The sequence below is a fragment of the Pseudomonas sp. PAMC 26793 genome, from assembly GCF_000313235.1.
GTDB classification, from domain to species: Bacteria; Pseudomonadota; Gammaproteobacteria; order Pseudomonadales; family Pseudomonadaceae; genus Aquipseudomonas; species Aquipseudomonas yamanorum.
Genome location: NZ_AMXG01000045.1, coordinates 185,671 through 198,165, shown reverse-complemented (window position 1 = coordinate 198,165; position 12,495 = coordinate 185,671). Strand labels below are relative to the sequence as shown.

The 12,495-nt window shown below is 60.6% G+C and carries 10 protein-coding genes and 1 tRNA gene; 5 read left to right on the top strand and 6 right to left on the bottom strand.

The features are described from left to right. The first annotated feature begins 66 nt into the window (after positions 1 to 66). The 4 genes from D109_RS0124980 (at position 67) to D109_RS0124960 (ending at position 3,797) form a co-directional block, all read left to right on the top strand. Positions 67 to 1,230 (top strand): MFS transporter, encoded by a 1,164-nt coding sequence (locus D109_RS0124980; RefSeq protein ID WP_017479286.1) that lies wholly within the window; start codon positions 67 to 69, stop codon positions 1,228 to 1,230. Then, entirely contained in the window at positions 1,227 to 2,420 is a 1,194-nt protein-coding gene (locus D109_RS0124975; RefSeq protein ID WP_017479285.1) for an MFS transporter, read from the top strand. Before D109_RS0124980 ends, D109_RS0124975 begins: the two co-directional genes overlap by 4 nt. A gap of 607 nt (positions 2,421 to 3,027) precedes the next feature. Further along, positions 3,028 to 3,267 carry a DUF6124 family protein gene (locus tag D109_RS0124965; protein ID WP_017479283.1) on the top strand — a complete coding sequence of 80 codons (240 nt, stop codon included), beginning with the start codon at positions 3,028 to 3,030 and terminating at the stop codon, positions 3,265 to 3,267. Positions 3,268 to 3,347: 80 nt separating this feature from the next. Further along, the gene (locus D109_RS0124960) at positions 3,348 to 3,797 is read left to right on the top strand and encodes a GNAT family N-acetyltransferase (protein WP_017479282.1); all 450 of its coding nucleotides are present in this window, start codon (positions 3,348 to 3,350) and stop codon (positions 3,795 to 3,797) included. 45 nt (positions 3,798 to 3,842) lie between these two features. Here D109_RS0124960 and D109_RS0124955 read toward each other — a convergent pair whose 3' ends face one another. Then, positions 3,843 to 4,769, bottom strand: a complete 927-nt coding sequence (locus D109_RS0124955; protein WP_017479281.1) for a LysR family transcriptional regulator — start codon at positions 4,767 to 4,769, stop codon at positions 3,843 to 3,845. A 128-nt stretch (positions 4,770 to 4,897) separates the two neighbouring features. Here D109_RS0124955 and lysA point away from each other — a divergent pair, with 128 nt between their 5' ends. Next, on the top strand, positions 4,898 to 6,136 hold the full coding sequence (gene lysA / locus D109_RS0124950) for a diaminopimelate decarboxylase (RefSeq protein ID WP_017479280.1): 1,239 nt from the start codon (positions 4,898 to 4,900) through the stop codon (positions 6,134 to 6,136). 89 nt (positions 6,137 to 6,225) lie between these two features. On the opposite strand, the gene D109_RS0124945 is transcribed toward lysA, so the two are convergent. From D109_RS0124945 to D109_RS1000000135025, 5 genes are all read right to left on the bottom strand, one after another. Continuing rightward, positions 6,226 to 6,299: transfer RNA gene (locus tag D109_RS0124945), tRNA-Gly, on the bottom strand. A gap of 137 nt (positions 6,300 to 6,436) precedes the next feature. Further along, positions 6,437 to 7,321, bottom strand: a complete 885-nt coding sequence (locus D109_RS0124940; RefSeq protein WP_017479279.1) for an alpha/beta fold hydrolase — start codon at positions 7,319 to 7,321, stop codon at positions 6,437 to 6,439. A gap of 304 nt (positions 7,322 to 7,625) precedes the next feature. Continuing rightward, on the bottom strand, positions 7,626 to 8,318 hold the full coding sequence (locus tag D109_RS0124935) for a pseudouridine synthase (protein ID WP_017479278.1): 693 nt from the start codon (positions 8,316 to 8,318) through the stop codon (positions 7,626 to 7,628). After that, positions 8,318 to 8,530 (bottom strand): cysteine-rich CWC family protein, encoded by a 213-nt coding sequence (locus D109_RS0124930; RefSeq protein WP_017479277.1) that lies wholly within the window; start codon positions 8,528 to 8,530, stop codon positions 8,318 to 8,320. The genes D109_RS0124935 and D109_RS0124930 overlap by 1 nt, the downstream gene beginning before the upstream one ends. A 73-nt stretch (positions 8,531 to 8,603) precedes the next feature. Then, positions 8,604 to 12,365 carry a 5-oxoprolinase/urea amidolyase family protein gene (locus D109_RS1000000135025; RefSeq protein ID WP_017479276.1) on the bottom strand — a complete coding sequence of 1,254 codons (3,762 nt, stop codon included), beginning with the start codon at positions 12,363 to 12,365 and terminating at the stop codon, positions 8,604 to 8,606. Between the last annotated feature and the right edge of the window lie 130 nt (positions 12,366 to 12,495).

The window sequence follows — 12,495 nt, the reverse complement described above, 5'->3', positions numbered from 1 at the left end:
ATCGGTATTGGTCTCGGGTGTGCGGGTCATTCTATAAAGGCCTCAGATAATAAAACGAGAGGTTTCATGAAACCGCGCCTGCATTGTGCCCGTCTTGCCCTGTTCCTGTGTGGCTGCGCGGCGTTTCTCAACCTCTACGCCACCCAGAGCATTTTGCAGACGCTTGCCGCCAACTTTGAGGTGAGCGCCAAGGCGGCCGGTTGGAGCATTACCGTCACCACCTTGGCGGTGGCGCTGACTGCGCCCTTTGTCAGCCGCCTGACCGGGCGGTTTGAGCAACGCACCGTGATCTCGGTGGCCGCGTTGTTGCTGGCGGTGCCGGCGCTGATGACTGCCTATGCCAGCAGCTTCGCCGAGCTGCTGGTGTGGCGGTTTATCGAAGGTATGCTGATCCCCGTGGTATTTGCCACCAGTGTGGCCTACATCGGTGATCGCTGGCGTGGCGGCACCGTGACCGAAGTCACCAGCCTCTACGTGGCCGGCACCGTGCTCGGCGGGTTTGCCGGGCGCTTCGTCACCGGGGTGATGACCGAGTATGTCGGCTGGCGTGAAGCCTTTGAGCTGTTGGCGGTGTTGAGCCTGATGGTGGGCGGGTTTATCCAGTTTCTGCCACCGGACAATCCTCCCCGCGTTGCACGACCTGCAACCACCTGGAGCGATGTACTCGGCGCTCCGCTGTTGGCGGCGTACGCCGTAGGATTTTGCGTGCTGTTCTCCCAAGTGGCGACCTTTACCTACGCCGGCCTTTACCTCAGCCAAGCCCCGTTCGACCTTGGCCCGGCGGCGCTGGGCACGATCTACATGGTGTTCCTCCTGGCCCTGGTGGTGATCCCCATCGCCGGACGCCTGAGCAAATCCCGCCCGCAATCCGAACTGCTGACCGCCGCTGCGGTGCTTGGCGTTTGTGGCTCGGGCCTGACCTTGCTGCCGTCCCTGTGGTGCATCGTACTGGGCCTGGCCCTCAGCTCCACCGGCGTATTCCTCGCCCAGGCCGCCGCCAGCGCCTTCACCACCGCCACCGCCCGCCACAACAAGGCCGGCGCCGTGGGCCTGTACCTCACTTGCTATTACCTCGGAGGCAGCTTCGGCGCCATCGTCCCGGCGCTGATCTGGGGACGCTGGGGCTGGACGGGATGCGTAGCGCTGATCATCGGTTTCCAGTTGCTGTCACTGCTGATCGCCCTGACGGGCTGGAAGCCCCTCCAACCTGAACTGAGCAAGACCTCATGAGCGACGCCGTTGCCGTGCCCGTACCCGAGACTTCCGCCCGTCGCCGCTCGTTGATCGCCGGCTGCAGCGCCCATGCGATTCACGATGGCCTGACGGATGTGATCTACGTGCTGCTGCCGATCTGGCAAGCGCAGTTCGGCATGACCTACGCCCAGATCGGCCTGCTGCGTGGCGCTTACTCCGGGATGATGGCGGTGTTCCAACTGATGGCCAGTCGCGCCGCCAAACGTTGGGGGCGTATGCCAATGCTGGTGGGCGGCACGGCGCTTGCCGGTGTTGCCTATCTGTTGGCGGGGCAGGCGACCGGGTTGGGCATGTTGTTGCTGGCGCTGTTGTTGGGCGGGCTGGGGGCGAGTACCCAGCATCCGCTGGCTTCTTCGATGATCACCGATACCTACGAGAACGGTGGCGGGGTGAAGGAGGCGCTGTCTCAATACAACTTCTCCGGGGACATCGGCAAAACCCTGGTTCCCGGGTTGGTGGGGCTGTTGCTGACCGTCATCAGTTGGCGCGCGAGCGTTACGCTGCTTGGATTGCTGGGGTTGGCGGCGGCGGGGTTGCTGTGGTGGCTGATACCCGTGCAGGCAGCGGCGTCTGCTTCCGGGAAAACCGCCAAGACACTGGTAGGAAGCGGTTCCGTCAGCGGCCTGCGTGCGCTGATTGTCACGGGCACACTCGACAGTGCCGTGCGCATGGGCTTTCTCACGTTTTTGCCATTTCTTCTGCAAGCCAAAGGCGCCGGCACTGCGGGAATCGGGCTGGCGCTGACCATGCTGTTTATCGGCGGCGCCTTCGGCAAATTGCTCTGCGGCTACCTCGGCGCACGTATCGGCATGATGAAAACCGTGTGGCTGACGGAGACCAGTACAGCGCTGTCGATCGTCGCGGCGGTGTACCTGCCGTTGACCGGTTTGATGGTGATGTTGCCGGTGTTGGGGCTGGCGCTGAACGGCACGTCGTCGGTGCTGTACGGCGCCGTGCCGGACCTGGCAGGCGCGGGGAAACGGGAACAGGCATTTGCGGTGTTCTACACCGGCACCATCGGCGGTGGCGCGTTGGCGCCGGTGCTGTTTGGCAGCTTGGGGGACTCGATGGGCGTGCCGGTGGCGGTGATGGTGCTGGCGGGGATGTTGTTGCTGACGTTGCCGTTGGCGTGGGTGGTGCAGCAGGGTGTGGTGCTCGAGAGATAGCCATCTTTTCTGATGGTGAATTCAGTTCCTCGTGGGAGCTGTCGAGCCTTGGCGAGGCTGCGATGGGATCGCTGCGGTGTACCTGGCAGACCGCGCCGCCTGCATCGCGGGCAAGCCCGGCTCCCACAGGGAGTGCATTCCAGATTTGGGAGCGACACCGCTCTAATGTGGGAGTTGTCGAGCTTTGGCGAGGCTGCGATGGCCTTGCCTGAGCGCCACGAAAAATCACTGCCCATCCAGAGGAATAAGCGGTTCATGATCAATCTTGTTGCCAGAGATTGCGGGCTTATTTGGGCGAGCAAGCAGTGATGAATCTTGCGGCTTTGCCTACACAACCATCAGAATCGTCCCGGTTGTACGCATTGGGCGACCTCTTTAAGGTTCGTCAGCCGCTGCCCATCAGCGGTCGGGTTTAGTAGCCCGATTTGATCAACGGCGTATGGCTGTGCCATTTCTTAGACGTTTGAATGTCTGGTCTTTATGGTGGCTGTACGCGGGGCGCCTTTGGGCGCGCCGGTTTCGTTGATCAACCGGTCTACTAACCCGCGTATAGCCGCCACCCTTTGTTTAGTAGCTCTGGAAGGTGGTCCTAACCGAGGATCAACAGATGTGTACTGACTCGTATAACTCACCCGTAAGAATTTTCAGCGTACGTCCCGAAATCGGCACCGATGCATTACTCGCCAACGCCTACGAAACCATTGCCGGCGCTGGCGCAATGACCAACGAATTTGCCGATAACCTGCCAGACGATCATCGCTGTCTGGCATTGGCAATTCAGCAAATGATTGAGCTGGGGCTTTTACTGGTAGAAACCGTGCAGGACCGAGTGGATCGGGTTTCTTGATTCTATAAAACGCTTTCCCTTCCAGGCCGCACATACCAAGGGAAGGGCAGCCGATTTTGATGTGTTGGGAGTTCGCACCGATGACCTGGAACAGCGAAGCAGAAACAACCCCGTTCACCCGAGAGGCAACGCTTGAAGACTTGAGTGACTTGGTTGAGCTCGACGCTTTCGCGAAATCGAATGTCAGCCGCGGCGAGCTTATTCGCGAGGCTGTTGAGAAGGGTCAATGCCTGGTTGCGGTGGACGCTGGCTGCGTTGTCGGCTATCTCGTACTTACCCATGATTTTTTCGGGAATGGCTTTGTTTCACTGGTGGTTATCTCTCCCGCACACCAGCGCAAAGGCATCGCGCTTCTACTGCTTGTTGCTGCTGAATCCGCGTGTAAGACGAACAAGCTCTTTACCTCAACGAACCGCTCAAACGTCGCTTCACAGCAACTCATGTCCAAGGCTGGATTCTTGCGCAGTGGCGTTATTGAGAATCTGGATGAGGATGATCCGGAGCTTGTCTATTTCAAGGTTGTTCGGTGATCCTTTTAGTTCGCAGTACATGAGTCCTGTCTCCTTTGCCATTCGTTAGCTCGAACGCTCCCGCCTAAAATCCAAACTGTTCGCCAGACTCGCCGCCTCATCCATCAGCGCGTTGCAGAAGGCATCGACGAAAATTGAGGAAGGTCGATAATCAGGTCGGATCAACATGACCCGATACGGAATGGACACATTGATCGGCCGAATGGCCAGCCCGTTACCGGCCTCCGCCACTGCGGTCAACGGGTTGATAATCGCCACCCCCAGTTGCTGCCTGACCATGGCACACACCGACGCAGCGTTGGTTGTTTCGACCACGATATGCCTATCCACTCCGGCCCTACGGAAGCGCTCATCAAGGGTTTGGCGATAGATGTCCATGCCCGACAGGTTGATGAAATTCACACCCTGAAAGTCTTCCAGTGTCAGCAACGGTTTAGCCAGCAAAGGATCGCCCTCTGGCAGTACGCAAACCATGTCGGAACAAAAGAGCAGCTCCCCTTGGGTACCTTGAGGTGCATGTTCGCCTTCGGTTAACCCGAGGTCGTAACGCTGGGCGCTGAGTGATTCTTCCAGCAGGGGCGTTTCCTGTGCCGCAATGCTCAAGCCGATGCCGACATGCTGTTGCTGAAAGCGCTTGTAGACCTTGGGCAAAAGCGTCTGGGAAAACAGTGGAAGGCACGTAACGCTTAGCTGGCCATGTTCAAAGCGACGAATTGACTGCGCAACGCTGTTGATTCGTTCCAGGCCGATGTAGGAGCGTTCAACCTCTTCGAACAGCATGATCGCCTGGGCCGTCGGTATCAGCCTCCCTCCTGTGCGATCAAAGAGTCGCAGGCCAGAAAGCTTTTCCAGTCGCGCAAGCTCGCGGCTGACAGTCGGTTGCGAGGTAAAAAGCAGCAGGGCCGCTCCCGTGACGCTGCCTGCCTGCATGATGGCCCGGAACACCTCGATATGCCGTATGGATATCTCCATCCTCGATCCCCCACCCGTTTAACGAAGTCCATATCAAAACTGAATCGAGTGGCAAAGAATAGGTATTTTATTGAATCAAGAATGCTGGTCATGATGGTTGCTCTCCCTATTTCAGAAGAAATACCGTCATGCCCAACCATTCCGTGTTTCAGCCGTTGACCGAGTCTGCAAAACAGCACGGCACCCCGCTCTGGTGTTATGAGGCCGAGACCATCAGGGCCCGCATCAACCAACTGCAGGGTTTCGACGTGATTCGATACGCGCAAAAAGCCTGTTCCAACCTGCATATTCTTCGGTTGATGCGCGAACAAGGCGTACGGATTGATGCGGTATCGCTGGGTGAAATCGAGCGGGCACTGCTGGCGGGGTTCAGCCCTGACGGCGACCCGGCGGGCATTGTATTTACCTGTGATTTATTCGATGAAGCGACGTTGCGCCGTGTCGTGGAACTGCAACTGGAAGTGAACACCGGCTCGATTGATATGCTGCGCCAACTGGGGCAGCGGTCGCCCGGCCATCGCGTCTGGCTGCGGATCAATCCAGGGTTTGGTCACGGTCACAGCCGCAAGACGAATACGGGTGGCGAAAACAGCAAACATGGAATCTGGCACGAGCAGGTGCAAGAAGCGCTCAACGTGATTCGGCAATTCGGCCTGAAGCTGGTGGGCGTGCACATGCATATCGGTTCAGGTGTGGATTACGCGCACCTTGAGCAAGTGGGTTGTGCGATGGTCACGGTGGTGAAGGCACTCGACCACGATATCGAAGCGTTTTCCATCGGCGGAGGGCTTGCCACGCCTTATCGTGCGGAAGATGAACCGGTGGATATCCAGAGTTATGCGAGCACATGGCGCCAGGCCAAACAGGCGATTGAGGCCTGGCTCGGTCATCCGGTACGCATGGAAATCGAGCCGGGCCGCTTCCTGGTCGCGGAGTCTGGGTATCTGGTCACCGAAGTTCGCGCGATAAAAAAAGTTGGCAGCAGGCATTTCATTCTGGTGGATGCCGGGTTCAATGACCTGATGCGGCCAGTGCTCTATGGCGCCTATCACCACATGACATTGCTGGATGCCCAAGGTGTGCCGGTCAGCCGCCCGGAGCACCTGTGCGTAGTGGGCGGCCCGCTGTGCGAGGCCGGCGATATCTTCACGCAGGACGAGCAGGGCGTCACACCCCGTAGGTTGCCGGAAGCGCAGGTGGGTGATTTGTTGGTGATTCACGATACCGGCGCGTATGGCGCCGCCATGTCGTCCAATTACAACAGCCGCCCGCTGTTGCCGGAGGTACTGATCGAGCAAGGGCACGCCAAATTGATTCGACGCCGGCAACCGCTGTGTGACTTGCTGGCCCTGGAGTTGGAGCTTTAACGCCAGCCATAAAAAAACCGGCCACCAAGGACCGGTTTTTTTACACATCCCCCGTCAACAACCATCCTGACGCTGGACCAAAATCTGAGTGGAGCGGGTAGAGGGAATCGAACCCTCATCTAAAGCTTGGGAAGCTTTCGTTCTACCACTAAACTATACCCGCTCAGAGCGGCTGACTTTGTACCAGATGTGCTCACGGATTTGAAGTTTTTCTTCGAAAATTCTGTGTTTTACGTGCCAACGGTCGGTCGTGGGCAGGCGGATCCCCTGGAAAATCCAGCCCACCCACAACCCCACCGCTCATACGGCAAACGCATGCTGTGGCTGTGACGCGTGGTACCGCAACCGGCTTGGCTGCTGCTCCGGTCTTAAAAAGCCCATCAACGCCTCCCGGCTATCCCGGCTCGCGGCCTTGTGCTCCATATCCAGAAAGTGCCCGGTCGCCTGAATCGTGCCGAAGCTGCTTTTCGCAATATGTTGCCCAAACAGCTTGGCATCCTGGGCACTGGTGTACTCGTCCCATTCGCCGTTCAAAAACAACACCGGAATATCAATCTGCTTCGCTGCCTTGAGGTAGCACAGCCGGTCGCTGTTGAGCACGTGGCTGATGTGAAAGTGCATCTGCCCATACTCATGCTCGGCCAGGCTGCTCACGTGTTTGTAGTTGAAGCGTTTGAACAGCGACGGCAGGTGTTTGCCGATGGTGCTGTTGACCAGGTGGCCCACGCGGTCGCGGTCGAGGTTGCCGAGGTAGTCGACGCCGCGCTCCAGGTAGTCGCGCATGGGGGCGTTGATCACCGGGGAGAACGAGCTGATCACGGCCTTTTCCACACGGCGCGGGCGGTGGGCGAGGGCGACGAGGGTCGCGGCGCCGCCCCAGGAAAAGGACAGCACGTGTTCGGCGGCGAAGTGGTCGATGAGTTCCAGAAGGATCTGGCCCTCGACTTCTTTCGTCAGCATATGCTCGTGGCGATTGTGGATTTTTGAGCGACCGGCGTAGGGCTGGTCGTACAAAACCACGTTGAATGTCGGGTACAGGCTTTTCACGGTCTGGGCGAAAGACGCAGTGGTGGCCATTGAGCCGTTGACCAGAATGATGGTCTTGGCAGCTGCGTCCGCGCGATAGAACTCCGTGTAAACCCGATACTGACCCTGTATATCCAGCACAGCGATTTCTGGCCTCATGTCGTAAGACTCCTGGCAAGCGGGTAATGCGCGCAGATCACTCTGCACGAGCTTTGTGACAGGTAGGCATACGCCTGGAAGTGAGGGCCCATGTCGATCCGGTACTGGCTGGCCGACGGGTGTTGTTATGGCGGGCAATTTGCCTGAGGTGCCCGCAGATCAAGCGTGCGGACGGGCAAAGTGTTTCTTGTAGGTAGGGGTGACTCACCAGTCAGATTGCGGCTGGCTCGGTTGATTCAAGCATCAGGGATGCCAGTTCGCCAGTCGACGCCGTGGTTTTTTGCCATCATCGGCTGAACGGTCATCAGACCTGTTGGATTTCAGCGTCCGTAAGCGCCCGGTACCGGCCTGGGGCAAGGGCTGAGTCCAATTCCAGTGGCCCCATGCGCTCGCGGTGCAGGCGGGTCACTTTGTTGTCGAAGTGCCCGAACATGCGTTTCACCTGGTGATAACGCCCTTCAATGATGCTCAGGCGCGCCGTTCTGGGGCCCAACAGCTCCAATTCGGCCGGTTGGGTGGTGAGGTCTTCAAAGGCGAAGTACAGGCCGGCGGCGAAGGTGGCGGCGTATTCCGGGCCAATGTCCTGCTCGGTCTCGACGTAGTACACCTTGGGCAGTTTGGTTTGCGGCTGGGTCAGGCGGCGCGACCATTGGCCGTCGTTGGTGATCAGCAGCAGGCCGGTGGTGTTGAAGTCCAGGCGGCCGGCGATGTGCAGCTCGTGCTTGTCCGGTTCGTCCAGCAGGTCAAGCACAGTGGGGTGTTGCGGATCGGCGGTGGCGCTCACGCAGCCCTGGGGTTTGTGCAGCATGAAGTAGCGCGCGGGTTTGCCGGCTTGCAGCACTTCGTCATCCAGCAGCACACGGCTGAACTCGCTCACCGGGTGATGCGGATCGCTGGCGAATTGGCCATCGACGGTAATCCGGCGTTCCACCAGCAACAGGCGAACCTGTTTGCGGTTGAAACGGGGCAGGTTGCTGAGGAAACGGTCTACGCGCATTACGACCGCTCGCTCTCGCGCAGTTGCTCGTCCACCTGGGCGCAGCGCGGGCACAGGCAGGCTTTGTTGCGCAGTTCCGGCGGCAAGGCTTCAAGCACCGCAGGGTCGATGCTGACGCTGTAGCACCAGCAGGCCTGGTCGGCAGTGCGCGGGTCGGCCAGGGCGCAATCGTTGCGGGCGCCGCAGGCGGGGCAGAGGGTTGGCGTGGTCATCGGTCGGTTCAGGCTGTATCGGACAAGGTCCCGGTGAAACCCGGTGTGCCTTGCACGATACAGCCCCGAGGCGTTATTGCAAATCACGCTCCAGCACCACCACCCGTTGCCCGGCGCCAATGCCGCTGCCTGGTTGCACGGGAATTTCCCGCACGGTGCCGGCGAACGGCGCGAGTACCGGGATTTCCATTTTCATCGACTCCAGGATCACCAGCACATCACCCGCCGCCACGCGTTCACCCGCGCTCACCTGCACTTGCCAGAGATTGCCCGCGATGTGGCTGTCGATGCTGTATTCGTTGGCCTGCAACGGCGTGTCGTCGCCCAATGGCGCCGCGAGTTCCTCACTGTCGAAATGCGCCTGGCCGCTGGCGATCCAGCGTTCGCGTTCGGCGTTGAACGCACGCTGTTGTTGCCCGCGAAACGCGCCAATGCTTTCGGCTTGCTGCGCGAGAAAGGCCTGGTAATCCGTCAGGTTCAACTGGCTGTGTTCGATGTTCAGTTCAAACCGCCCAAGGGGGAAATCCCGGCGAATCTGCACCAGTTCATCCGCACTCACCGGGTAAAAGCGGATCTGGTCGAAGAAGCGCAGCAACCACGGTTTGCCATCGAACGCCGCGACTTCCCGGTAGCGGTTCCACATCTGCAAGGTACGCCCGACGAACTGATAGCCGCCGGGGCCTTCCATGCCGTACACGCACAGGTAGGCGCCACCGATGCCCACGGAGTTTTCGGCGGTCCAGGTGCGTGCCGGGTTGTACTTGGTGGTGACCAGGCGGTGGCGCGGGTCCAGCGGCGTGGCCACGGGCGCGCCGAGGTAGACGTCGCCCAGGCCCATCACCAGGTAGCTCGCGTCGAATACGGTGTGGCGCACTTCGTCGAGGTTGGCCAGGTCGTTGATGCGGCGGATGAACTCCAGATTGCTCGGGCACCACGGGGCATCCTTGCGCACGGTGGTCATGTATTTTTCGATGGCCAGTTGGCAGGCAGGATCGTCCCAGGAGAGTGGCAGGTGGACGATGCGCGACGGCACTTGCAGGTTTTGGCTGGCGCAGACGGCGTGCCATTCACGGGTGATCAAGGCCAGGAGGTCGGCGAGGGGCAGTTGTTCGGGCTGGTAGTGGATTTGCAGGGAACGGATGCCGGGTGTCAGGTCGATGACGCCGTGCAGGGCGCGGGCTTCCAGCGCTTGCATCAGGGCGTGGGCGCGAAAGCGCAGCACCAGGTCGAGTTCCGGGGCGCCGATTTCCAGGAGCAGGTGGGTGTCACCGGCGAGGCGGGCGACCAGGCGGGTGCCGGCTTGGCCGATGTCCAGAACAACAGGCGACATGATCGTTCCCACGCTCTGCGTGGGAATGCATCCTGTGACGCTTTGCGTCATTGCGTCGACAGCGGGACGCGGAGCGTCCCAAGCGGCATTCCCACGCAGAGCGTGGGAACGATCACACACCACAGGCGACTCAATCGAATGTGGGAGCGGGCTTGCTCGCGAAAGCATCGCCTCGGTTTGCCTGTCGGACCGAGTTGCCTGCATCGCGGGCAAGCCCGGCTCCCACACCTGATCCCATTCCAAGGCGAGTGTGCGGGCGGTCTTTAGGTCGACTGGAGTGAACTGAATCTTGTCGCCAGCCTTGAGCTGGCCCAACTGCCACAAGTCCGCCTCGATCACCGTCACCGGGCACACAAACCCACCCAGGCTCGGGCCGTCGGGGCCGAGGATCACCGGCATGTCCCCGGTAAAATCCACCGCTCCGATCGCATAGGGATTGTCGTGAATGTTGGACGGATGCAGTCCCGCCTCACCCCCATCGGTACGCGCCCACAATGGCTTCGGCCCGATCAACCTCACACCGGTGCGGCTGGAGTTGAAATGCACTTCCCACTGAGTGGCGAAGAACGTCTCGATGTACTCAGGCTTGAAGTATTCCGGCGCGCCGTGAGGGCCGTAGATCACCCGCAGTGTTCGCACCTCGGCAAGCGGTTCAGGCACTAACATGTTGCCGCAACGCACATCCTCCAACGGCAGCACGTGCAACACGTCGCCCGCCCGTAAAGCCCGTCCGCCATGCCCGCCAAACTGGCCAAGGGTGAAGGTACTTTTGCTGCCCAGATAATCCGGAACCTGCAGCCCGCCGCGCAGGCAAAGGTAGCTTCGCGCACCGGCCCCGGCGATGGTGCCCAGGCTCAAGGTCGCGCCCGCCGGCACCCGCAGCGCGGTGTTCATCGGTACCGTTTCATCATTCAACCGTAGTGCAATGTCCGCCCCGGTCACCGCCACCACTGCCGCGCAATTGAAGCGCAGCATTGGCCCGCTCATGGTGATTTCCAGTGCGGCAGTACCCTCGGCATTGCCCAGCAGGCGGTTACCCAGGCGCAATGCGCGGCTGTCCATCGGCCCCGACGGCGGCACGCCCACGGCCCAGTAACCGAGGCGTCCGGGATAATCCTGAACACTGGTTTGGGTCCCGGCGCTCAGCACCTCGAACGTGTCGGCGTGGTAAACCAAGTCTTCAAGGCAGCGCGTCCACGGCTGGCCGCTGGCGAACGGGGCAGCCAGCAGAATTTGCCGCAGGTAATCACGGTTGGTTTCCACGCCGTACAGCTGGCTGTTGGTCAGGGCTTGATGCAGATCGAGACGCGCCTGTTCGCGAGTCGGCGCCCAGGTGATGAGCTTGGCGATCATCGGGTCGAAGTAGGGCGGGATCTCGCAACCGGCCTCCACCCAGGTGTCGACGCGCAGGCCTTCAGCAATCGGGAAATCCACACAGGTCAGAAGCCCCGGGCTCGGCTGAAAATCCCGGCCCGGGTCTTCGGCGTACAGGCGCGCCTGAATTGCGTGGCCGTTAGGCTTCAGGTCCAGTTCCCGCAGCGGCGGCATTTCTCCGGCGGCCAGTTGCACCATCCAGCGCACCAGGTCCACGCCCCACACTTGCTCGGTGACGCCGTGTTCCACCTGCAACCGGGTGTTCACTTCCAGAAAATAGAAGCGGCCATCGGCGCTATCAAAGATAAATTCCACGGTGCCGGCGCTGCGGTAATTCACGGCCTTGGCCAGGGTGATTGCGGCGTGGCACAGCTCATCCGCCATCCCATCGGGCAGGTTCGGTGCCGGGGTCTCCTCGAGCACTTTCTGGTTGCGCCGCTGCACTGAACAGTCGCGTACACCGAGGGCGATCACCTCGCCACACCCGTCACCAAACACCTGCACTTCCAGATGTCGAGCGTGCTGGATGTACTTCTCGATAAACACGCCGGCGTCGCTGAAGTTGTTCTGGCCGAGGCGTTTGACTGCCTCGAAACAGTCGCGTAATTCATCGGCGCTGTTGCACACGCGCATGCCGATACCGCCGCCGCCCGCCGTGCTCTTGAGCATGATCGGATACCCCACGCTTTCGCCGGCCAGAAGCGCGGCGTCAAGGCTGTTGAGCAGTTCGGTGCCTTCCAGCAGCGGGATGTTGTGCTGCTTGGCCAACGCGCGCGCGGTGTGCTTGAGGCCGAACACCCGCAGTTGCTCCGGCGTCGGGCCGACGAAGGCGATACTGGCTGCTTCGCAGGCTTCGGCGAACGCGGCGTTTTCCGAGAGAAAGCCATAGCCGGGATGAATCGCGGTGGCGCCACAGGCCTTGGCCGTGGCGAGGATTTTCTCCACCGACAAATAGGTGCCGGCCGCCGCGCCTTCGCCCAGGCTGTAGGCTTCGTCGGCTTGCTGGATATGCAGGCTGGCGACATCGGCTTCGGAATACACCGCCACGCCCTTGACCGAAAGCTCGCGCAAGGTGCGCAGGATGCGGCAGGCGATGGCGCCACGGTTGGCGATCAACAGTTTTTCGAACATGGTAAAACCCCGCAGGCCGATGCATGTCCGGCCTTGTCCTGGGATGCGGGCCGTCCCGCAAATGTGGGTAGCGCTGCGGTCGTCCGGAGCGCATGCAGTCAGTGTGGGAGGTGGAGTGTGGGAGCGGGCT